This is a genomic window from Methylobacterium sp. ARG-1, assembly GCF_001262595.1.
GTDB lineage: Bacteria > Pseudomonadota > Alphaproteobacteria > Rhizobiales > Beijerinckiaceae > Methylobacterium > Methylobacterium brachiatum.
The window spans coordinates 132,579-154,704 of the sequence record NZ_LHCD01000010.1 but is presented as its reverse complement, the minus strand read 5'-3'; the positions used below and the strand labels follow the sequence as shown (position 1 = coordinate 154,704).

18 protein-coding genes are annotated in these 22,126 nt (G+C 71.2%); 13 read left to right on the top strand and 5 right to left on the bottom strand.

Annotated elements, in window-relative coordinates; all coding sequences use genetic code 11:
* Positions 1 to 59 precede the first annotated feature (59 nt).
* Positions 60 to 1,499 carry an IS1182 family transposase gene (locus tag AKJ13_RS12505; RefSeq protein ID WP_050733625.1) on the top strand — a complete coding sequence of 480 codons (1,440 nt, stop codon included), beginning with the start codon at positions 60 to 62 and terminating at the stop codon, positions 1,497 to 1,499.
* 108 nt (positions 1,500 to 1,607) lie between these two features.
* Here AKJ13_RS12505 and AKJ13_RS12500 read toward each other — a convergent pair whose 3' ends face one another.
* Entirely contained in the window at positions 1,608 to 5,078 is a 3,471-nt protein-coding gene (locus AKJ13_RS12500) for a DUF3971 domain-containing protein (protein ID WP_050733624.1), read from the bottom strand.
* 176 nt (positions 5,079 to 5,254) lie between these two features.
* Here AKJ13_RS12500 and AKJ13_RS12495 point away from each other — a divergent pair, with 176 nt between their 5' ends.
* The 8 genes from AKJ13_RS12495 (at position 5,255) to AKJ13_RS12465 (ending at position 11,923) form a co-directional block, all read left to right on the top strand.
* Positions 5,255 to 5,722, top strand: a complete 468-nt coding sequence (locus AKJ13_RS12495) for a peroxiredoxin (RefSeq protein ID WP_050733623.1) — start codon at positions 5,255 to 5,257, stop codon at positions 5,720 to 5,722.
* Positions 5,723 to 5,790: 68 nt separating this feature from the next.
* Positions 5,791 to 6,957 carry a M23 family metallopeptidase gene (locus tag AKJ13_RS12490; protein WP_050733622.1) on the top strand — a complete coding sequence of 389 codons (1,167 nt, stop codon included), beginning with the start codon at positions 5,791 to 5,793 and terminating at the stop codon, positions 6,955 to 6,957.
* Between the two features lie 56 nt (positions 6,958 to 7,013).
* Complete coding sequence (locus tag AKJ13_RS12485; RefSeq protein ID WP_050733621.1) at positions 7,014 to 7,574, top strand: Uma2 family endonuclease; 561 nt, start codon at positions 7,014 to 7,016, stop codon at positions 7,572 to 7,574.
* A 61-nt stretch (positions 7,575 to 7,635) separates the two neighbouring features.
* The gene (locus tag AKJ13_RS12480; protein WP_050733620.1) at positions 7,636 to 8,199 is read left to right on the top strand and encodes a Uma2 family endonuclease; all 564 of its coding nucleotides are present in this window, start codon (positions 7,636 to 7,638) and stop codon (positions 8,197 to 8,199) included.
* Between the two features lie 62 nt (positions 8,200 to 8,261).
* On the top strand, positions 8,262 to 8,603 hold the full coding sequence (locus AKJ13_RS12475) for a hypothetical protein (protein ID WP_007563255.1): 342 nt from the start codon (positions 8,262 to 8,264) through the stop codon (positions 8,601 to 8,603).
* Between the two features lie 121 nt (positions 8,604 to 8,724).
* Positions 8,725 to 9,576, top strand: coding sequence for a DUF1206 domain-containing protein (locus AKJ13_RS12470; RefSeq protein ID WP_050733619.1), 852 nt, complete (start codon positions 8,725 to 8,727; stop codon positions 9,574 to 9,576).
* A 91-nt stretch (positions 9,577 to 9,667) separates the two neighbouring features.
* Positions 9,668 to 9,826 carry a hypothetical protein gene (locus tag AKJ13_RS32250; protein WP_007563251.1) on the top strand — a complete coding sequence of 53 codons (159 nt, stop codon included), beginning with the start codon at positions 9,668 to 9,670 and terminating at the stop codon, positions 9,824 to 9,826.
* A gap of 96 nt (positions 9,827 to 9,922) precedes the next feature.
* Positions 9,923 to 11,923: an SDR family NAD(P)-dependent oxidoreductase gene (locus AKJ13_RS12465; protein ID WP_050733618.1), complete on the top strand. Its 2,001-nt coding sequence runs from the start codon at positions 9,923 to 9,925 to the stop codon at positions 11,921 to 11,923.
* Positions 11,924 to 12,118: 195 nt separating this feature from the next.
* On the opposite strand, the gene AKJ13_RS12460 is transcribed toward AKJ13_RS12465, so the two are convergent.
* From AKJ13_RS12460 to AKJ13_RS12450, 3 genes are all read right to left on the bottom strand, one after another.
* On the bottom strand, positions 12,119 to 13,054 hold the full coding sequence (locus AKJ13_RS12460; protein WP_050733617.1) for an NAD-dependent epimerase/dehydratase family protein: 936 nt from the start codon (positions 13,052 to 13,054) through the stop codon (positions 12,119 to 12,121).
* Positions 13,051 to 14,088 carry a glycosyl transferase gene (locus AKJ13_RS12455; RefSeq protein ID WP_050733616.1) on the bottom strand — a complete coding sequence of 346 codons (1,038 nt, stop codon included), beginning with the start codon at positions 14,086 to 14,088 and terminating at the stop codon, positions 13,051 to 13,053. The genes AKJ13_RS12460 and AKJ13_RS12455 overlap by 4 nt, the downstream gene beginning before the upstream one ends.
* A 67-nt stretch (positions 14,089 to 14,155) precedes the next feature.
* A complete protein-coding gene (locus AKJ13_RS12450; RefSeq protein ID WP_050733615.1) occupies positions 14,156 to 16,198 on the bottom strand; it encodes a protein meaA in 2,043 nt (680 codons plus the stop codon).
* Positions 16,199 to 16,598: 400 nt separating this feature from the next.
* Here AKJ13_RS12450 and AKJ13_RS12445 point away from each other — a divergent pair, with 400 nt between their 5' ends.
* The 3 genes from AKJ13_RS12445 to AKJ13_RS12435 all read left to right on the top strand — a co-directional run bounded on the left by AKJ13_RS12445 (position 16,599) and on the right by AKJ13_RS12435 (position 20,043).
* The gene (locus AKJ13_RS12445) at positions 16,599 to 18,071 is read left to right on the top strand and encodes a catalase (RefSeq protein ID WP_050733614.1); all 1,473 of its coding nucleotides are present in this window, start codon (positions 16,599 to 16,601) and stop codon (positions 18,069 to 18,071) included.
* A gap of 181 nt (positions 18,072 to 18,252) precedes the next feature.
* Complete coding sequence (gene ccrA, locus AKJ13_RS12440; protein ID WP_007563238.1) at positions 18,253 to 19,539, top strand: crotonyl-CoA carboxylase/reductase; 1,287 nt, start codon at positions 18,253 to 18,255, stop codon at positions 19,537 to 19,539.
* A 198-nt stretch (positions 19,540 to 19,737) separates the two neighbouring features.
* Positions 19,738 to 20,043: an alkylphosphonate utilization protein gene (locus tag AKJ13_RS12435; protein ID WP_050733641.1), complete on the top strand. Its 306-nt coding sequence runs from the start codon at positions 19,738 to 19,740 to the stop codon at positions 20,041 to 20,043.
* A 135-nt stretch (positions 20,044 to 20,178) separates the two neighbouring features.
* On the opposite strand, the gene AKJ13_RS32245 is transcribed toward AKJ13_RS12435, so the two are convergent.
* Positions 20,179 to 20,355 (bottom strand): hypothetical protein, encoded by a 177-nt coding sequence (locus tag AKJ13_RS32245; RefSeq protein ID WP_163006003.1) that lies wholly within the window; start codon positions 20,353 to 20,355, stop codon positions 20,179 to 20,181.
* A gap of 248 nt (positions 20,356 to 20,603) precedes the next feature.
* On the opposite strand from AKJ13_RS32245, the gene AKJ13_RS12430 reads away from it, so the two are divergent.
* Positions 20,604 to 22,064, top strand: a complete 1,461-nt coding sequence (locus AKJ13_RS12430; RefSeq protein ID WP_050733613.1) for a serine protease — start codon at positions 20,604 to 20,606, stop codon at positions 22,062 to 22,064.
* The last annotated feature ends 62 nt before the right edge of the window (positions 22,065 to 22,126 follow it).

Below are 22,126 nucleotides of genomic sequence, written 5' to 3'. Positions count from 1 at the left end.
GAGGCTGTGTCAAAAGTCCCTTCTGAGATAGACTTGCGGCCTCATCTGCGGAGGCCAGCATGGGTCGGTTCGTCGAAGGGCAGGACCGTCGGCAGTCCTGGTTGCTGCCCAGTTCGCTGGATGACTATGTCACCGCCGACAATCCGGTTCGGGTGATCGAGGTCTTCATCGACGAACTCGATCTGGGTGCGCTTGGCTTCACCCGCTCCGAGCCTGCGGCGACCGGGCGGCCTGCCTATGACCCGGCCACGCTTCTGAAGCTCTACCTCTACGGCTATCTCAACCGCGTGCCGTCGAGCCGGCGACTTGAGCGTGAGGCACAGCGCAACATCGAGGTGATGTGGCTGACCGGTCGCTTGGCTCCCGATCACAAGACGATCGCCAACTTCAGGCGCGACAACGGAACTGCGATCCAAGCGGCCTGTCGGCAGTTTGTGGTGCTGTGCCGGGATCTGCAGCTCTTCGCCGGGGCGACCGTCGCCTTGGACGGGTCGAAGTTTAAGGCGGTCAACAACCGGGACCGCAACTACACCGTGGCCAAGGTCGCCAAGCGCTTGGAACAGGTGGAGGCCAGCATCGCCCGCTACCTCGCGGCGCTCGACAGGGCGGACAGGGAGGGCAACGACGTCCCCGAGGCACGCACGCAGCGCATCGGCGAGAAGATCGCCGCCCTGCGCCGCCAGATGGCCTTCCTGCGCGAGATGGAGGCGCAGGTGGAGACCGCAGACGACGGACAGGTCTCGCTGACCGACCCGGACGCGCGCTCGATGGCGACGAGCGGGCGCGGCACCGGCATCGTCGGCTACAACGTCCAGATTGCGGTTGACCCCGAGCATCATCTCGTCGTCGCCCATGAGGTCATCAACGAGGGCCACGACCGAACCCAGCTCGTGCCGATGGGCGATCGGGCCAAGCAGGCCATCGACGCGGGCGAGATCGTGGTCCTGGCCGATCGCGGCTACTACAGCGGTGACGAGGTTCTGGCCTGCGAGGGCACGGGCATCCTGCCGGCCATGCCGCGGGCCGACACGTCGGGTCGAGCCAAGAAGGGGCTCTTCGTGCGCGCCGACTTCGTCTACGCCGCCGCGGCCGATCACTACGTCTGTCCCGCCGGCGCTGTGCTGACGAAGTCTAACGCTCGCTCCGATCGACACGGTGACATCGACCACTACCGCAACCTGGAGGCCTGTCATGCCTGCGCGATGCGGGCGCGCTGTACGACCGAGAAGTTCAAACGCTTCAAGCGCTGGAAGCACGAGGCGGTGCTGGAGGCCATGCAGAGGCGGCTCGATGCCATGCCGGACGCCATGGCGGTCAGACGCGCCACGGTCGAGCACGTCTTCGGGACGCTGAAAGCTTGGATGGGCAGCACGCCCTTCCTGACGAAGGGCCTGAAAGGCGTGCGAACCGAGATGAGCCTCGCGATTCTTGCCTACAACATGAAGCGGATGATCCGCCTGTTTGGCGCAGCCTGGCTCATCCAGGCCATTCGAGCCTGAAGCGGCCCACCGCGCCGCCGTCATCATCCTGCCAAGCGACGCTGCCGGCCACGAGCAACGCGTTTTGACACGGCCTCGCACGAAAACGGCCCTCGGGATGGGATGCCGTTACCGCTCGCCCTGCGGCACCGCCGGCACGCCGTCCGCGAAGGGGCCGCCGCCGGCGCTGAACAGCTTCCGCAGGAAGCCGGGGGCGATCGCCGAGAGCGGGTTCACGCTCACGTCCGGGGAGGAGAGCTTGCCGGCGACGCGGAAATTGACCGCGAACAGGCCCTCATTGTGCCCGCCGCCCAGCAGCGGCCCGAGCAGCGGCAGCTGCGAGGCGACGTTGTTGAGCCCGTAGAGCGGCACGAAGGTGCCGTTCATGTCGGTGCGCTCCCGGCCGGTATCGAGCCAGCCCGACAGGGTGAAGCCCATCGCGGCGTTGGAGATCGCCGCGTCGCTGAAATCGACCCGGCTGCCGCTGCGCACGAAATTTGCCCGCATCCGGTCGAAGGTCACGTCGCCGGCCGCCCGGCCCGGGGCGATGCGGCGGCCGCGGGCCGATTCCGCCTCGGCTGGCTCCGGCCCCTGCGCCATGATGCTCGACAGGGCCGGCTCGTTGCGGAGCGAGAAGTCGCGGATCTGGACCACGCCGGATTGCGGGCCGTCATTGAGGCCGATCCCGGCGGTCAGGCGGCCACCATACATCCGCCGGTAGACGTCGACGAAGCGCAGCGTCGCGCCGGCATCGGACGATTCCACGGAAAGCATCGGCACGCCGCGCTCGCCCCTTGTGACCGTGGCGGCGAACGGCGCCGCGCGGAAGCGCCCGGTGATGTTGGCCGCCCGCAGGGTCCGGCCGTGCAGCGACAGCCGCAGGTTGGCGTTGGTCAGGGCTTCGTCGTTGAAGCCCGCCACGATCGGCACCTGGATGTCGGCGTCGATATCCTTCGGGTTGGGATCCCTGGTCTCCTTGCCGCCCTTGGCGTCCGGGCCGCCCAGCGACTTGAGGAACGGCCGGGCATCGACCACCGCGCCGCGCACCACGACCTTGTAGCCGCCGCCGGTGCGGTCGAGGCTCACCCGCATGTCGTCGCCCGGCGACAGCTTGACGCTCGTCAGGTCGGCGCGCTCGAGGCCGCTCTCGGGGCTGATCGTGAGGCTGCCGCGGGCGGCGGCCGGAGCGGCGTCGAGGGCGAAGTCGCGCAGCTCGTAGGTCTGGCCGCCATCCACCAGCGTGAAGCTGACGCGGCCCGGCTTGCCCGCCAGCTTGGTCAGCCCGGGCACCAGCCCGTCGATGCCGGCCTTGGCGAGATCCGCCTCGACCCGGATCGGCGGCTTGCCGGAGCCCGGCCGGCCGATCGGCACGACGGCGCGGACCGGAATCGTCCCCGAGAGCTGCGGCGCGGTCGGCAGGCCCTTCTTGCCGCGCAAGGCATCGTCGAGGGCGAGGTTGACCACCGCCTCGCCGGGCTGGCCGACCTTGGGCTGGCGCAGGTCCACCGAGATCGGCGCACCCGCGACCCGGCCGTCGCCCTTCAGCGTGAAGGCGCCGCGGTCGTACAGCAGGGAGAACTTGCCCGATTCCAGGCGGTCCTTGCCCATCACCTTGTCGACCGAGAGGTCGGAGAGCGTTCCCGACAGGGTCACGGGCAGGTTCGGCAGGTCGGGCACGTGCTTGAGGTCGAGGGGGAAGTCGACCCGCAGGTCGGCGCCGCCCTTGATCGTGGCCGGGTCCAGGTCGACGCTCATCAGGCTCTTGAACAGCTTCGCCTGGAGCACGGAGGCCATGCCGTCCGCGCCGCCGGAGAGCCGCATGCCGATCTGCGCCACCACCCGGTCCGGGGTGATCTGCGGGATCACGAAGCTGCCGTCCGAGATCGCCAGCCCGCGCCCGTCCGGGCCGCGGACCTCGGCCGTCACATTGCGCACGGTGGTCGAGCGCCCGGTGATGGTCCCGGAGACGTTGCCCTTGACCACCGGCGGCGCGTCCGCGGTGACGTCCAGCGCCGCGTCCGAGACCCGGAAATCGATATGCACCGCGTCGTCGGGGGCGGGCTCGCCCTTGGTCGCGGCAGCCAGCACCGTCCCGGACATCTTCACGCGGATGTCGACGGAATCGATCCGGCCCCGGCGCAACTGGTCCACCAGGTAGGTGCGGGCCGGCGGCGCGATATGCTCCGGCCACAGGCGCAGCCCGGTCCGGACCTCGCCGTCATGGCCGAGGATGCGGAGGGTCAGGCCGCCCTCGTCGGCGGTCGTGCCGATCGTGCCGGTGATCACCCCCTGCACACCCGGCGCCGAGACGTTGAGCGCGTCGATGGCGATGCCGCCGTCGCGGCCGGTGAGCTGCGCGTCCAGCGCGTCGATCTTCACTGGCGCGTCCTGGGCGGTCGCCCCCCGCAGGGTCGCGTCGCGGCCCGACAGCGTCGCGGTCCAGGCCGTGGCGGCGTCCGGCGGGCTTCCCGTCCAGGCCCCGGTCAGGTGCACCGCGTTGCCGGCGCCCCGGTAATCCAGCCCGGTGAGCGACATGACCCGGCCGGCCTCGTCCCAGTTCAGGGTGGCGTCCAGGCTCTCGACCGTGACCGGGTTGAAGTCCTTCTCCTCGATCAGGAAGGTGCCGTCGCCGGTATGGACCTTGGCGCTCATGGTCTTGATGCGCCCGGCCGCCAGGCTCACATCGGCACGGGCCGAGAGCTTGAGGTCGGTGGTCAGCGGCAGGCCCGACTGGCCCGAGAGCAGCAGCAAGTCGGGCACCGGCAAATCGTCCAGGGTGATCACGCCCGAGCGCGCGTGTTCTGTGCCCTCTTGCCCCTCCCCGCCCTCCCGCAGGGAGCCTCCGAAGCGCCACTCGCCGTGCGGTCCGTCGAGCCGCAACTCGAAGTTGCGGGTTCCGTTCACCGGATCGCGCCCGAACAACCCGTTGACCCGGGCGAACACCGCCCGCTCGCGGCCGTCATCGTCGATCAGCCGCAGGCGCGCATCGGTGAGGCGGGCGCGGTCGAGGGCGCCGACGATGCCGCTGGAATCGAGCACCACGCCGAAGATCGACGCCACGGTCGCCGAGAGCGGCGAGACCTTGCCCCGGGCGTCGTCCACGCTCGGCAGTGTGTGCGGCTCGATATCGACCGGGTGGTTGGCCTCGGAGGCCGCGAACGCGATCGAGCCGTCCCGGTGCACCAGGGCGGTGGTCTGGGTCTCGCGGAACTCGATCGAGCGCGGCTGCAGGTTGAGATGCAGGAGCCCCCAGGGATCGAGGCTGACCACGGCGAGCGGCGCCCGCACCACCAGGTCGCCCTGCGGGTTGCGAATGTCGAGGCCGGAGAAGCGCAGGCTCAGGGCGTTCTCGCGGTCGAGCTCGAGGCTGCTGCCGCGGATCGCGATGCTCCAGCCCGGCCCGATCCGCTCGGCCACGGCGGCCGCGACCCGGCGCGACAGGGCGTCGATCTGCAGCGGGCCGTTCGACAGACGCAGCACCGCCAGCCCGATCCCGCTGCCGACGAGCAGCACCAGGGTCAGCGCGCCGACGAGGCAGAACCCGCCCCAGCGTCGTGCCCTCCCCCGAGGCTTGCCTGCCAAGGTCGTCTCGTCCGCCATCGGGACCCTTGTTCCGGGTGCTTCGCGCGCGGAACTCCGCGGCCGGTGGATCGAAGTGCGGCCGCGCTTTACAGCGGGCTTGACTCCGAGTTCTGGTCGGGCGGCGCGGCGCAACCTCATGGAGCTGCCGCGCACGGCGGGACTGCACACCATCAATCGGCCGAAAGGAAGGCACGATGCCATTGTCAGAGGGCGATCCGGCCCCCGATTTCGACCTCCCCGCCTCGGGCGGAGGACGGGTCGCGCTGTCCGCGCTCAAAGGTCACAAGATCGTGCTCTACTTCTACCCGAAGGACGACACGAGTGGCTGCACCCTGGAGGCGCAAGACTTCAACGGATTGCTGCCGGCCTTCGCGGAGGCCGACGCGACAGTGATCGGCCTGTCGCCGGATCCGGTGAAGAGCCACGACAAGTTCTGCGGCAAGTACGGCCTCGCCTTCCCGCTCGCCTCCGACGAGGACAAGGGCGTGCTGGAGGCCTACGGGGTCTGGGTCGAGAAGAGCATGTACGGGCGCACATACATGGGCGTGGAGCGCACCACCGTGCTCGTCGATCGCGCGGGGCGCATCGCGAAGATCTGGCCGAAGGTGAAGGTGCCCGGGCATGCCGAGGCGGTGCTGGAGGCCGTCCGGGCGCTGCCCTGACCGGGCGCGGCGCGACGGATCCTTAACCCTAAGCGGGTCTGAATGGCGGCTCCCACGGGGCCGTCTTGATGCATCGCCCGCCGCTTCCGAAAATCCTCGCTGCCGGCTTCGCCTTCGCCCTGATCTGGGCGCTCGGCGCCTCCTACCTGATCGTGTTCCACGACGACGTGCTGGCCGGCTTCGTCGCCCGCCAGGGGGCCATGCGGGACGCCTACGAGGCCCGTCTCGCCGAGCTGCAGGACCGGCTCGACCGGGCGGGCCGCGATCGGGCCGGGGCCGAGACGAGCCTGGCTGAGCGGGTCGCGGCGGCGCTGGAGCGCCAGGCCGAGCTGGAGCGGCGCCAGGCGGCCCTGGCCACCCTCGGCGCTCAGGTCTCCGATCCGCTCACCACCGGCGCGCTGCCGCGTCCGGATGCGGACCCGGACGGGTTCAGTCTGCGCCCGCCCGAGGCGGGCCCCCGGCCGCGCCTGCCCGCCCTCCCCCGTCGCAGCGCCATCGACGCCGAGACCGGTCTGATCCGGCTGGAAGCCCGCCTCGACGGCCTGCGGGCCGCACAGGGCGAGCGCCTCGCCCGGGTGGTCGAGCGGGCGGGCGACACGGTCCGGCGCCTGCGCGGTCTGATCGGCCGCACCGGCCTCGACCCCGACCGCCTCGACCGTGCGGCGGCCGGCGGAACCGGCGGCCCGCTGGTTCCCCTCGGTCCCGACATGCTGGACGGGGCCGGCGTCGCCAATAGCTTCGCGAGCAACCTGGACCTGGCCCGTCGGACGCTCGGCGACGGCGAGCGCCTGCACCAGCTCGTCGCCACTCTGCCGCTCGGCCGGCCGACCCGTGGCGAGCCGGTCGTGTCGAGCCCGTTCGGGACCCGGCTCGACCCGTTCACCCGGGGGCTGGCGCTCCATACCGGCCTCGACCTCAAGGCCGAATCCGGCGAGCCCACCCGCGCCACCGCCCCCGGCCGGGTGAGCGCCGCAGATTTTGCCGGCGGCTACGGCAACATGGTCGAGATCGACCACGGCCACGGCGTCGTCACCCGATTCGGCCACCTCGCCCGCATCTTCGTCCGGACCGGCCAGCGCGTCGCCGCGGGGGACGTGGTCGGCCTCGTCGGCTCGACCGGGCGCTCCACCGGGGCGCACCTGCATTACGAGACCCGGATCGACGGCGAGCCGGTCGACCCGCAGCGCTTCCTCGAGGCCGGCGGCGATCTCGCGGCGGTGCTCGCAACCGACTGAGCCGTCGCCGGAATCAGAGATTCATGTTATCGTGGCGCCTCCGATCGGAGGCCGCCATGGCATGGGCTGGGAGGCGCGACGCCCGCATGAGCGTCGCCGAATACCGGCGCTGGGTCGAGCCGCGTCCGGACGAGGAGCGCTGGGAACTGCTCGACGGCGAGCCGGTGCTGATGGCGCCGCCGAGCGCTCGACACCAACGCATTGTGACCAACCTGCTCACGCGTCTCGATGGTCTGGCCGAGCCTCGGGGCTGCGGCGCCTACCCGGGCCTCGCCATCCTCAGCGACGCGATGGACGATTACGCGCCCTACCCGGATGTCGTGGTCCATTGCGGATCGATGCCGCCCGGCGGCTACGTCGACGACCCGCTGCTGATCGTTGAGGTGCTCTCGTCCGGCACCATGACCAACGACCGGGGCCGCAAGCTCGCCTTCTACGCCACCGTCCCGAGCCTCCAGACTTTGTTGATCGTCTATCAGGACGAGGCCCGGATCGAGGTCTGGCGCCGGGATGCCGGCTGGACGATGCGGGTCGCCGGGCCGGGCGAGGCTATCGCCCTGCCGGAACTCGGCGGTGCCCTGCCGGTGGGCGAGGCCTACGCCCGCGTGGCCTTCTGAACCGGCGCTGTTGCGGGCGCCGTCGCGGGTGCTACCATCGCGCCCGGATCGGAGGGCGGCGATGGCGTTGGCCGCGAAGCGCGACACGCGCATGGGATTTGCCGCGTTCAGGCGCTGGGCGGAGGATCGCCCGGACGAAGAGCGCTGGGAGTTGCTCGACGGCGAGCCCGTGCTCATGTCGCCGCCGCGCGAGCGCCATCAGCGCATCGTCATGAACCTGGCCGGGCGCCTGGATGCCCTCGCCGAGCCGCGGGGCTGCCGCGCCATACCGGGCCTGGGGATCGTCAGCGCCGAGCAGGACGATTTCGTGCCGATCCCCGACGTGGTGGTGCGCTGCGGACCGCCGCTGTCGGACGGCTACGCGGAGGACCCGCTGCTGGTGGCCGAAGTGCTGTCGCCGTCCACGATGAGCCTGGACCGGGGCCGCAAGATCGACTTCTACCGCACGGTCCCGAGCCTCAGGGGCCTGCTGATCGTCTATTCCGACGAGGTGCGGGTCGAGGTCTGGCGCCGGGGGCCCTCCGACTGGACCGTGCAGGCGCTGGGCCCCGGCGGCAGCGTCGCGCTGCCGGAACTCGACGGCACCGTGCCGGTATCCGACATTTACCGCGGCCTCGCCGACTGAGCCCCGCACCCGATCGCAACGCGCCGGTCTCCCCGGCCCAGCAGAGCTTCAAGGCAACCGACTTGCCCCATTTCGAAGATTTCTACGCGGCCAAGCTGCGCGGCGCCCTCGGCGTGACGGACGCGGAATCGGTGCTCGACCTGCGCGGCGCCAACCGGGCGACCGCGGAGGCGTCCCTCAAGGACATGCTGGAGCGCAGCCGCTTCGCCAAGGGCAAGACCGTGGCGATCCGCCTGGACCCGCCCCCGGAGGGCGGCGGCGAGACCCTGTTCCAGCCGGCCGGCCGCCTGCTCCTCGACGCGAAGCGCCGCGGCCTGATCGAGCGCCTGCACACCCTCCCAGCCCAGGACGGGCTCGGCTTCTACGTCGCTCTGGCCGGTCGCTCGGAGCGGACGCCGATGTGATCCGGGCGATCGGTATCGAGCTGGCAACGGATCGGGTCCGGGCGTCCGGGCGTTGACCGGTCCCGCATCATCGGATCCCGCCCGTGCCGAACCTGATCTCCTGCCCCGACCGGTGCCGCGCATGACGCCCGTTCCGGGCGGTCGCAACACGATCGAGCGCATCGCCCGTTTCGGCTACGGCGCCCGCGGGGTCGTCTACGTCGTGGTCGGCGCCCTGGCCCTGCTCGCGGCGATCGGCCAGGGCGGCCGGGCCGGCGACAGCAAGGATGCCCTGCGCGCCGTCCTGAACGGGCCGTTCGGCGCCGTCCTGGTCGGGCTGATCGCCCTGGGGCTCGCCGGATTTGCGCTCTGGCGCCTGGTCGAGGGCGTGACCGATGCCGACCGCCGGGGCACGTCCGCCAAAGGGCTGGCGGTGCGCGGCGCGCATCTCATCAGCGCCGTGATCTATTTCGGTCTGGCCGTCAGCGCGGCCTCGCTCAGCCTCGGCCTCGGGATGAGCGGCGGCGACGGCGTCCATGACGGCACCGCCTGGCTCCTGGCCAAGCCCTTCGGCCGCTGGCTCGTGGCGCTCGTCGGCCTCGGCGTGATCGGCGGAGGCTTCGGGTTCCTCGGCAAGGCGTGGCGGGGCGACGTCACCGACCGGCTCGCCCTGGATGACCAGGCCCGCGACCGCTGGGCCGGGCCGGTCGGGCGCTTCGGCTACGCGGCCCGGGGCATCGCCTTCCTGATCATCGGCGGCTTCCTGGTGGCGGCGGCCTGGCATCAGCGCTCGTCGGACGCGAAGGGCCTGGCCGAGGCCTTCGCGCTGCTGCGCGCCCAGCCCTATGGCTGGATCCTGCTCGCGCTGGTCGCGGCCGGCCACGCCGCCTTTGGGGCGTTCGGGCTGATCCAGGCCCGCTATCGGCACATCGACGCGCCCGACATCGACCGGGTGGACGACGCGGCCGGGGCGGCCGTCCGGGCGCTGCGGTGAAAGATAAGTCTTTGTAAATCGTCGCCCGTGCCCCATGTAGAGTTCACCCTCCGCGCAATCCCGTGCCCTGGGCGACGATGCGGAGACGATAATGGCCAGGACTCTGATTACGGGTAAGGCGCAGACCGTAACGACGGAAGACTTTAACGAGCGCGTTCGGGTCCTGCTCGTCGACAAGATTTACCCGCTGAAGGGCCGGACCTACCAGAAGAATTTCAAGACCGGCTTCTCCGGCGCGATCGTCAAGTAAGGTACGCCACCGGCCGGGTGCCCCCGGGGCGTCCGGCCCCGCGTTGACAGGGCGGATGCCGCAGCGGATACCGCGCGGCACCCCATCCGGCCCCCGATGCAGCAGCGCTTCTACAAGATCGCGGTGATGGTGGCCCACGACCTCGCGGCGACCGCCGCCGCCGTGGTGCTCACCTTCCTGTTCCGCTTCCAGGGCGGCATGTTGGACGAGCGCCTGCACGCCCTGCCGCTGCTGCTGCCGCCGTTCCTGCTTTTCGCCGGCCTCGTCTATGCCCGGTTCCGGCTGTACCGGACCAAGTGGCGCTTCGCCTCGCTGCAGGATCTCGCCGGGATCGTCCGGGCGTCGAGCGTCCTGGCGCTCGCCCTCTTGGTGACCGACTGGGTCCTGGTCTCGGCCGACCTCTACGGCTTCTACTTCTTCGGCAAGATCGCGATTTTTTTGTACTGGGTCCTGCAGATCTTTCTGCTCGGGGGCGCGCGCCTCGCGTTCCGGTACCTGAAGGACACCCGCTCCCGGCAATCGAGCGCCCGGGCCGCCACCGTGCCGACGCTGCTGCTCGGGCGCGGCGGCGATATCGACGTGCTGATCCGCGCCATCGAGACCGGCTCGGTCAGGAAGCTGGCGCCCCGCGGGATCCTGTCGCCCCGGGCGGACGAGACCGGGCAGTTCATGCGCGGCGTGCCGGTGCTCGGCGGCTTCCGCGACCTCGAACGGGTGGTGGCGGAGCTGGCGGCGAGCGGCGAGCCGGTCCGGCGGCTGGTGGCCGCCCCCAGCGCCCTGGTGCCGGAGGCCGCCCCGGACGACCTGATCGCCCGCGCCCGGCGGCTCGGCCTGCCGCTGGCCCGCGTGGTCGGGCTCGGCGAGGGCGCGCAGGGACCCGAGCTGGCCCCCCTCGAGATCGAGGACCTGCTCCTGCGCCCCACCGTGGCGATCGACCGTCCGCGCCTCGAGGCGTTCCTGACCGGCCGCCGGGTGGTGGTGACCGGCGGCGGCGGCTCGATCGGCTCGGAGATCTGCCTCCGGGCCGTGGCCTTCGGGGCCGCCGCGGTGCTGGTGCTCGAATCCTCGGAGCCGGCCCTGCACGGCATCCTCAGCCACCCGGCGATCCTGTCCGCGGAGGCGGCGGTGACCGGCGTGCTCGCCGACATCCGCGACCGGGACCGGACCCATCAGGTCATCGCGGCGTTCCGGCCCGATTGCGTGGTCCATGCCGCCGCGCTCAAGCAGGTGCCCTATCTGGAGCGCGACTGGCAGGAGGGCATCAAGACCAACGTGTTCGGCTCGATCAACGTCGCCGAGGCCGCGGTGGCGGCGGGCGCCCGGGCGCTGGTGATGGTCTCTACCGACAAGGCGATCGAGCCGGTCTCGCAGCTCGGCGTCACCAAGCGCTTCGCCGAGATGGTCGCGCAGGCGCTGGACGCCGAGCAATCGGCCAGGCCGGACCATCCGACCCGGCTGATCGCGGTGCGTTTCGGCAACGTGCTCGGCTCGGTCGGCTCGGTGGTGCCGGTGTTCAAGGCGCAGATCGCCCGGGGCGGCCCGGTGACCGTCACGCATCCCGACATGGTGCGCTACTTCATGACCGTGCGCGAGGCCTGCGACCTCGTGCTGACCGCGGCCTCCCACGCCGACGGCGAGGGCCGCACCGCCCCGGAGGCGGAGCGCGCCGCGGTCTACGTGCTCAAGATGGGCCAGCCGGTGCGGATCGCCGAACTCGCCGAGCGGATGATCCGGCTGGCCGGGTTCGAGCCGGGAGCGGAGATCGAGATCGCCTATACCGGCGCCCGGCCCGGCGAGCGGCTCAACGAGATCCTGTTCGCCCGGGAGGAGCCCCGGGTCACCCTGCCGGGCATCGACGGCGTGATGGCGGCCCGCCCGGTCTTCGCCGACCGCGCCCGGCTCGACGCCTGGGTGGCGCAACTGCGCGCCGCCGTCGCGGCGGGCGACCGGGCCGCCGCGGAGGCCGTGTTCGAGGCGGCAGTGCCGCATTTCCGCGAGCGCCACGCGCAACGGCCGGCGGGGCGGGAGCCGGCTTCCGCCGGGGCGGCGATCGCGGACGAGTCGATGGCCGGTGCGGCGAGCCCCGCGATCGGCTGACGCGTTCGGCTCCCAGGGGCGACCTCGTGTTTCGTCCCATCCAACCCCCTCATCTTGAGGCGATGGAGCGAAGCGGAGGCCTCGAAGGAGCCCTCCAGCCGGCCGCGCGATCCCTGGGGACCTCCTTCGAGGCCCGCTGACGCGGGCGCCTCAGGATGAGGGGTGTGGATGGGAAAGACCGTCACCGCCCTGAACTCAGCCCCCCTCCCGCGCCAACCGGGCCAGCCCGTCCCGGGTCGGTGCGGCCGGGCGCCATCCGAGTGCCGCGAGGCCGTCGGCGCGCGCCTCCAGGCCCTCGGCCACCCGGGCGAACAGCGCCTCCCGGCCGGTCAACCGGCAGGCCAGCCCGAGCAGGCCGGCCGGCACCGGGACCAGGCCGGGCTTGCGGCCGAGGCCGGCGCGCAGCGCAGTGAGCATCTCGGCCAGGCTGAGCGGGTCCGGGTCGGCGGCGATCAGGGCGGATCGGATCGGGTCCGGCGCCCGCAGCACCGCATCCACGGCCCCCGACAGGCTCTCCAGGGATATCAGCGAGCGCCGCGCCGCCAGCCCGCCCAGCGGCAGGGGATAGGGGCTGCGGGCGAGCCGCAGCAGCGCGGCCATGTTGCCCTTCACGCCGGCGCCGTAGACCAGGACCGGGCGGAGCGCGACCCAGTCGAGCCCGATCTCGGCGAGCGCCCGCTCGGCCTCCAGCTTGGAGCGGCCGTAGGCGTCGGTGGGCCGGGGCTCGTCGTCCTCCCCGACCACGGCGGACGCGCTGGCCCCGATCTGCGCGCGGATCGAGGACAGGAACACGAAGCGGCGCACCTTCGCCCGGGCAGCGGCCTCCGCGAGCTTGCGCGTCGCCTCCGTGTTGAGGGTGCGGTAATCGTCCTCGGGGGCGCCCGACGTGGACGAGGTGAGATTGGCGTGGGCGAGGCCCGCCGAATGCACCACCGCGTCCACGCCGCTGAGCGCCGCCGCCATGTTGATCGGGCGGGTCAGGTCGCCCACCACCGCGCTCGCGGCCCCCTCCGGCAGGGCGGTCGGCCGGCGCAGCAGCACCCGGACCTTGTAGCCGCGGGCGGTGAGGTCGGCGAGCAGGTGGCGGCCGATGAACCCGGTGGCCCCAGTGAGCGCGATCGATCCGGTCACGGGCTGGGGGCACCTTCGGCATGGGCCGGCGCGGGGGCGCGGGCGAAGCGGCGGAGCAGGGCGGCGACCAGGGCGAGCCCGGCCGCGAGAGCCCCGAGCGTGACCGGCCAGGACGGCCAAAACAAGGTCGCGGCGGCGAGCGCGGCCAGGACGAGGTTGACCCCGAACACCCGCGCCACGACGCCCGAGACGGTCAGGCCGTTGTTGGTCGCGCGCTGGTAGTAATGGCCGCGATGCGCCTCCCAGACCCGCTCGCGCCGTGCCGCCCGGGCGGCGAGCGTCAGGCTGGCATCGGCGAGGTAGACGAGCGGCAGCAGCAGGGCGGCGGCGAGCCCCCCCGCCAAGGCGAGCTGGCACAGGAGCCAGGCGGTCACGAGCCCGATTGGCAGTGACCCGACATCCCCGAGGAAGAGCCTCGCCACCGGCCGGTTGAACGGCGCGAAGCCGAGCAACGCCCCGAGCAGGCAGGCCGCCACCAGGGCCGGCAGCGCCGGCAGGCATCCCGCGAGCCCGAGCAGCAGCAGCGCCCCGGAGACCGGGACGATCTCGGCCACCGTCATCCAGTCGAGCCCGTCCATGAAGTTCGTCAGGTTGACGAACCAGACCCCTGCGAGCAGCGCGAGGCCGCGCTCGAGCCACAGGGGCGCCCCGGGCAGTAGACGGCCGTCGATCTGCCAGACCAGCACGCCGACGACGCCCGCCTGCACGGCGAGCCGCAGCCCGGCCGGCAGCGGGCGCAGGTCGTCCACGGCGCCGAGCAAAGCCAGGACCAGGGTGCCGCTTGCGAGCCCGATCCAGTCCGGCCGGCCGCCGATCTCGGGCGCCGCAATCAGGAGGCCGGAGATCGTCACCAGAGCCGTCACCACGGCGATCCCGCCGCCCTGCGGCGTCGGCACCGTGTGGCTCGACCGGGCGTTCGGCCGGGCCAGGGCGTAGCGCTGCAGCACCGGCCGCAGGCGCAGGATCAGCCCGGCCGACAGGGCGGCGGCGAGTGGGACAGCGAGGAGGAGAATCGTGTCGCGGACGGACGGCATGGCGCCGTCCTACGCGATCCCGCGCGCGCTCGGGAAGGCGCGCCGCCCGTATCCCGTGGGATGCGCCTCAGTAGACCTGGGCACCCTCCCGCGCCGGCTCCGGCGGAGCGCCCTGCCGGTCCAGGCTCTTCTCCACCACCTTGGCCAGGCCGATCATGATCGCGTCGATGGCGTAGTCCTTGGGGGTGTAGACCGCGCGCACGCCCATGTTCTTCAGGACCAGCTCGTCCTCGGGGGAGATGATGCCGCCGACCACGACGGGGATGTGGTCGAGCCCGGCCTCGCGCATCTGGGCGCGGACCTCGCGGACCAGCGGCACGTGGCTGCCGGACAGGATCGACAGGCCGACCACGTGGGCGCCGGTCTCCTTGGCCTTGGCGACGATCTCGGCCGGCGTCTGGCGGATGCCGTCATAGGTGACGTCGAAGCCGACATCCCGGGCGCGCAGGGCGATCTGCTCGGCGCCGTTCGAGTGGCCGTCGAGGCCGGGCTTGCCGACCACCAGCCGCGGGGTCTCGCCCAGGCGCTCGCCGAGATCGGCGATCAGCAGCTTGGCCTCCTCGGCCGCCCCGGAGGAGACGGTCTCGACCGTCACCCCGGTGGGCGCCCGGTACTCGCCGAAGACCTGCCGCAGGCGCTCGCCCCACTCGCCGGTGGTGACGCCGGCTTTGGCGGCCGCGATCGAGACCGGCATGATGTTGGCGCCCGAGCGCGCGGCCTGTTCCAGGGCGTCCAGCGCCTGGCCCACCGCCTGGGCGTCACGCTTGCTGCGCCAGTCGCGGATGCGCCCCTGCGCCTCCATCTCCACCGTCTCGGAGACGGAGAAGATCGCCCCCTCCCCGGCGGTGAGCGGCGAGGGCTCGCCCTGCTGCCACTTGTTGACGCCGACGACGATCTGTTCGCCGGCCTCGATCGCCGAGATCCGCTTGGCGTTCGACTCGACCAGGGCGCGCTTGAGGGCGCCGGTCTCCACCGCGGCGACCGCGCCGCCGATGCCGCCGATCCGCTCCAGCTCGGCCCGGGTCTCGGCCTTCAGCGCCTCAACCTTGGCCTCGATGACTTTCGAGCCGTCGAAGATATCGTCATATTCCAAAAGATCGGTCTCGAAGGCCAGGATCTGCTGCATCCGCATGGACCATTGCTGGTCCCAGGGCCGCGGCAGGCCGAGCGCCTCGTTCCAGGCCGGCAGCTGCACCGCCCGGGCGCGGGCGCGCTTGGAGAGCGTCACGGCCAGCATCTCGATCAGGATGCGGTGGACGTTGTTTTCCGGCTGCTGCTCCGTCAGGCCGAGCGAGTTGACCTGCACGCCGTAGCGGAAGATCCGCTTCTTCGGGTCGTCGATGCCGTAGCGCTCCTGGGCGATCTCGTCCCAGAGCTCGGCGAAGGCCCGCATCTTGCAGATTTCGGTGACGAAGCGCAGCCCGGCATTCACGAAGAACGAGATCCGCCCGAAGACGTCGGAAAAACTCTTCTCGTCGAATGCGGGGTCGTCGCGCACGGTGTCGAGCACCGCGATGGCGATGGCGAGCGCGTAGGATAGCTCCTGGACCGGCGTCGCCCCCGCTTCCTGGAGGTGGTAGGAGCAGACATTCATCGGGTTCCACTTCGGCACGTTCTTGGTCGTGAACAGGATCACGTCCTTGGTGAGCCGGAGCGAGGGCGCGGGCGGGAACACGTAGGTTCCCCGCGACAGGTATTCCTTGATGATGTCGTTCTGGGTGGTGCCCTGGAGGGCGTCGAGCGGCGCGCCCTGCTCCTCGGCCACCGCGAGGTAGAGCGCCAGCAGCCACGGGGCCGTGGCGTTGATGGTCATCGAGGTGTTCATCTGGGCGAGCGGGATGTCCTGGAACAGGGTCCGCATGTCGCCGAGATGCGCGATCGACACGCCGACCTTGCCGACCTCGCCGCGCGACAGCTCGTGATCGGGGTCGTAGCCGGTCTGGGTCGGCAGGTCGAAGGCCACCGACAGGCCGGTCTGGCCCTTGGCGAGGTTGCCCCGATAGAGCGCGTTCGACTCCGCGGCGTTGGAATGGCCCGCATAGGTGCGGATGATCCAGGGTTTATCGCGGGGCGTCTTGTCGCCCTCAGTCTCCGCGACGCGCGCGCCCATCCTGGCCTCCGTATGGTCTTCTTCACTATCCGCGCTCGGGGCGCAGTCTTGGCCGCACCGTAGCGAAGGCGGCCGGGCGCGTCATCCACGACAGAAGTGCAACGCGCGCCAGTACTGCTTGGGCAGCCTTTAAAAAACTTGCCCCAGAGGGCAGCCGGATTTGAGGGCCGGTCCAGGCCCCCCTTCACAAGCCCGCGCGCGAGCCAGAATTCAACGGCTCCAAACGGGAACCGGTGCGTTGGACCGCCGGCGATCGCACCGGCACCGTTTCGCACGCGTGCGGCCGCCAAATCGGGCGCGACCGGTGTCGCCCCCGATTCCAGATCCGTGACTCACCGCGCTCTCCCGTGCCGGACCGGATGGATCGGCCGGCGGGGAGCGCTTCCAAGGAGCGACAGCGATGGCCGACCAGAGCCCGCGCCTGACCACCGCGTTCGGCAACCCCATCTCCGACAATCAGAATTCGATCACTGCGGGTCCCCGCGGGCCCGTGCTGATGCAGGACTACCACCTCATCGAGAAGATGGCCCATTTCAACCGGGAGCGGATCCCGGAGCGGGTGGTGCACGCCAAGGGCTACGGGGCCTACGGCACGTTCCGGCTGACCAAGTCGCTCAGCGCCTACACCCGCGCCAAGGTGCTGACCGAGGTCGGCAAGGAGGTGCCGATGGTCGCCCGGTTCTCCACGGTGGGCGGGGAATCCGGCTCCGCCGACACCGCCCGCGATCCCCGCGGCTTCGCGCTGAAATTCTACACCGAGGAGGGCAACTGGGACCTCGTCGGCAACAACACGCCGATCTTCTTCGTGCGCGACGCGATCAAGTTCTCCGACTTCATCCGCACCCAGAAGCGCGATCCGCGCACGCACCTGAAGCCGCATTGGCGCCGCTGGGACTTCTGGAGCCTCTCGCCCGAGGCGATCCACCAGGTGATGATCCTGTACAGCGACCGCGGCACGCCGAAATCGGCCCGGTTCATGAACGGCTACGGCTCGCACACCTTCTCGCTCTGGAACGAGCGGGGCGAGCGGCACTGGGTGAAGTTCCACTTCCACACGAAGCAGGGCATCCAGAATTTTTCCGCCGAGGAGGCCGATCGGATCGCCGGCACGGATCCGGACTACTCCGCCGCCGACCTGTCCTCTGCGATCGAGCGGGGTGACTTCCCGAAGTGGAAGGTCTCCGTCCAGATCATGCCGGAGCTCGATGCCGACACCTACCGGATCAACCCGTTCGACCTGACCAAGGTCTGGCCGCACGGCGACTACCCGCTGATCGAGATCGGCGAGATGGAGCTGAACCGGAACCCGGACAACTACTTCGCCGAGATCGAGCAATCGGCCTTTGAGCCGTCCAACGTGGTGCCGGGCATCGGCTTCTCGCCGGACAAGATGCTGCAGAACCGCATCCTGTCGTACTCGGACGCGCACCGGTACCGGCTCGGCGTGAACTACCACCAGATCCCGGTGAACCAGGCCAGGAACGCCAAGGTGCAGACCTACCATCGGGACGGGGCGATGCGGACCGACGGCAACCACGGCGCTCAGGTGGACTACCAGCCGAACTCCTTCGGCGGCCCCGTGGAGGATCCGGCCTTCGCCGAGCCGCCCCTGCGCATCCAGGGCGATGCGGCGCGCTACGGTTGGCCGAACGACGACGAGGACCTCTACGGCCAGCCGCGCCAGCTCTGGTCGAAGGTGCTGAACGACGGGGAGCGCGAACGGCTCGTCAAGAACATCGTCACCTCGATGGGCGATTCCCCGCGCCACATCCAGGAGCGAATGATCGCCCACTGGTATAAAGTCCACCCGGATTTCGGCCGCGGGGTTGCGGAAGGTCTCGGGATCGACACCCGGCAGGCTGCCGCCGAATAATACTTGGTCTGCCGGAAAGGCGAATTTGAATACGGAGGCGCCGGCCTTGAGCCGGCGCCTTTTTCACATCCGAAACCCTTGGCTTTCGACTTTCGGCCCACTTGGACGCTTCGGATATCGCCGCTATAGCGCGATGAGAACCGCGGCCTTCAAGAACCACGCGGGACGAGAGGAGAGCGAGATGGCGGCGAGCGCTGCGGTCAGTCCGGCAGGCGGCGAGGTCAAGGACCTCTACGAGATGGGCGAGATCCCGCCGCTGGGTCACGTGCCGGCCAAGATGTACGCCTGGGCGATCCGGCGCGAGCGCCACGGGCCCCCGGAGCAGTCCCACCAGCTCGAAGTGCTGCCGGTCTGGGAGATCGGCGACGACGAGGTGCTGGTCTACGTCATGGCCGCGGGCGTCAACTACAACGGCGTCTGGGCCGGCCTCGGTGAGCCGATCTCGCCCTTCGACGTGCACAAGGGTGAATACCATATCGCGGGCTCGGACGCCTCCGGCATCGTCTGGAAGGTCGGCGCCAAGGTGAAGCGCTGGAAGGTCGGCGACGAGGTCATCGTCCACTGCAACCAGGATGACGGCGACGACGAGGAGTGCAACGGCGGCGACCCGATGTTCTCGCCGAGCCAGCGGATCTGGGGCTACGAGACGGGGGACGGCTCCTTCGCGCAGTTCTGCCGGGTGCAGTCGCGCCAGCTGATGCACCGGCCCAAGCACCTCACCTGGGAGGAGGCCGCCTGCTACACGCTGACGCTGGCCACCGCCTACCGCATGCTGTTCGGCCACGCGCCGCACACGGTCCGGCCGGGCCAGAACGTGCTGATCTGGGGTGCCTCCGGCGGGCTCGGCGTGTTCGGTGTGCAGCTCTGCGCGGCCTCGGGCGCCAACGCGATCGCCGTGATCTCGGACGATTCGAAGCGCGACTACGTCATGAGCCTCGGCGCCAAGGGCGTGATCAACCGCAAGGACTTCAACTGCTGGGGGCAGCTTCCCACGGTGAACTCGCCTGAGTTCCACGCCTGGACCAAGGAGGCGCGGAAATTCGGCAAGGCGATCTGGGACATCACCGGCAAGCAGGATGTCGACATCGTCTTCGAGCATCCGGGCGAGGCGACCTTCCCGGTCTCGGCGCTGGTGGTGAAGCGCGGCGGCATGGTCGTGTTCTGCGCCGGCACCACCGGCTTCAACATCACCTTCGACGCCCGCTACGTCTGGATGCGCCAGAAGCGGATCCAGGGCTCGCACTTCGCCCACCTCAAGCAGGCCTCGGCGGCGAACCAGTTCGTGATGGACCGCCGGGTCGACCCGTGCATGAGCGAGGTGTTCCCCTGGGACAAGATCCCCCAGGCCCACACCAAGATGTGGAAGAACCAGCACCCGCCGGGCAACATGGCCTGCCTGGTCAATTCCCCGCGCGCCGGCCTGCGCACCGTCGAGGACGTGATCGAGGCCGGCCCGCTCAAGCGCTGACGCCGCCCCCGGTCTCCGCCCTGTGCGGGGGCCGGATCAGCGATCCTGAGGCTGCCCCTTGCCCCCGGCCCGGCCGGGAGCGAGAACGGCCGCGCTTGTTCCAGCACCCGGGCCGGGGCGATGACCGATTCGGCGTGACGGGCGCGGGCAAGCGGGGTGACGGGCGCAGCGCCCGGACCCGGTACCGGGGGTATGGTCTTGGCGGGCGACGACGAATCTTACGTGTACGACGAGGCGACGGGCGAGTGGCTCCCGCCGGGGCAGGCGACCGCCGCGGCGGCCCCTGGACGCGCGGAGGTGCGCGATTCGGCCGGCAACGTGCTGGCGGACGGCGATTCGGTCACTCTGATCAAGGACCTGAAGGTCAAGGGCGCGAACCAGACCCTGAAGCAGGGCACGGTCATCCGGTCGATCCGGCTCACGGACGATCCCGAAGAGATCGACTGCCGCCACGACACCATCAAGGGCCTTGTCCTGCGCACCGAGTTCGTGCGCAAGCGGTAGGACCTGAGGGTTTCACAAGGTCCGGGACCTTTTGCGGGTCCAGGGCAGAGCCCCGGGTCGAGCGAAACTCGATGGCATTGGGGCTCTGCCCCGATGCCCCGCCAAAGGGCTGGGCCCTTCGGAATCCCGGTCTTTCTACCGGCGCTTGGTCTCTTCCTGCGGCAGGTGACGCCCGTAGGTCTCCTGCTTCTCGGCGCGTTCCCGGATCAGGTCGGCATAGGCCTGCCGCATCTCGGGGGAGACGCTGACGCTCTTGCCCTTGGCAGGCTTGCGCTTGGGCGCCTTCTTGAAGGTGTTGCTGGTCTCGCTCATGCCGGGCTCCGCGTCGGACCATGGCGGCGGCGCGCGGCCGGCAGGAGGTCCGAGTCGAGTCCCGATTCGGATATCCGGGCCGGCCCGCGAGGCCGGACCCCTGCCCTCTAGCGCATCGCGCGGCCGCGTGCACGGGAGAGCGGCGCTGGACGGGCAGATTTCCCTGCGCGTGACCGGCCGCGGGCCTTCGATCTGGCGCGCGGTCGAGGCCTCTGCCAAGGTTGCCGCGTTGAGCGTCGGGGACGGCGATGGATTCGCGTCGAGCAGGGCATGAACCGGGTCGTGAGACCGCGCCGCGTGGCCGGCGGACGCGTCCGCTCCTGGCGACGCTGCTGCTGGGGTTCCTGACGGCCCCTGGTCCGACCCTCGCCCAGGACCGTCCGGCCCCGGCCCGGCCGGCCCAGCCCGCGCCGAGGGCGGCGTCCCCTGCCCGGCCGCCCGCGCCCGATCCGGCCCTCGAGGCGACGAAAGCCGCGTTCGAGGCGCTGCCCGAGGCGGAGCGCAAGGCAATCCAGGACGCGCTGGTCTGGACCGGCGACTTCAACGCGGTGGTCTCGGGGGCGTTCGGCCGCCGGACCTTCGACGCGCTGAGCGCCTACCGGACCCGGACGGGCGGCGCCGATCCCCTCGACCCGCGCGGCCGGGCGGCGCTGCTGGCGGCCGGCGAGTCGGCCAGGGCGGCGGCCCGCTTCCGGATCGCCGCGGATCCCGCCAGCGGCGCGATGATCGGCGTGCCCGAGCGCCTGCTGTCGAAGCGCACCGCCCTGCCATCCGGCACTCGCTGGCAGAGCGCGGATGGGCGCGTGACCCTGGAGACCCGGGCCTTCCCGCCCGGGACCGAGACCCTGGACAGCCTGTTCGACCAGGCCACCGCGCCGCTTCCCAACCGCAAGGTCACCTACAAGCTGCGACGGCCGGAATCGCTGGTGGTCACCGCCGAGGCCGGGCCCGGCCTGTCCTACATCCGCTACGATGCCGGGCCCCAGGGCGTGCGCGGCTTCCTGATCGGCTACGACCGGGCCCTGGCCGCGGAGGTCGGCCGCGTGGTGATCGCCGTGGCTAACGCCTTCGAGCCGTTCCCGACGGCCGGCGCGTCGGCGCCTCCGAAGCCCGCCGCGAGCGGATTGTCCGCGGCCGCCGCGGCGCCGCCGCCACGGGCATCCAGTTCAACCGCCGAGGGGGCCGGAACCGGGCTCGTGGTCGCGCCGGGGCGCGTGCTCACCGCATCCGCGGTGCTGGAGGGCTGCGCTGCGCCCCGCATCGGCGCGTCATCGGCTCGGGTGCTGGCCACCGATCCGGCCGGGCTCGCGCTGCTCGAGGCGTCGGGCATTCTGGCCCCGGCGCGCCTGTCCGTGCGGGCGGATCCGCCCGCGGCTGACGAGGCTCTGATCGCCCTGGCCCCAGGGCAAGACGGGGGATTGGCCGCGCCGGCCAACGCGGTGACGGGCGGCGTGATCTCGCCGCTGCAGCCGGGCGCGGGCGGCGCGCCGGTTCTCGACCGGTCGGGCCATCTCGTCGGGCTCGTCGCCCGCTATCCAACGGCCCCGCGGCGGGTCGCCGGGATCGTTCCGCCCGCGCGCCTGGCCCTGGTACCGGCCCAGGCGGTCGCGGCCTTCCTGGCCGGCCAGGGCATCGCCGAGGCAAAGCCGCGCCCGGATGGCGGGCCCGGCGCTCTGGCCCCCGCCCTGGTCGCGATCGCCTGCCGGTAGGGCGCGGCCGTCGCGGACGATCCCGCCGGACCGGATCCGGTCCGGCGGGCCCTGCGTCCGAG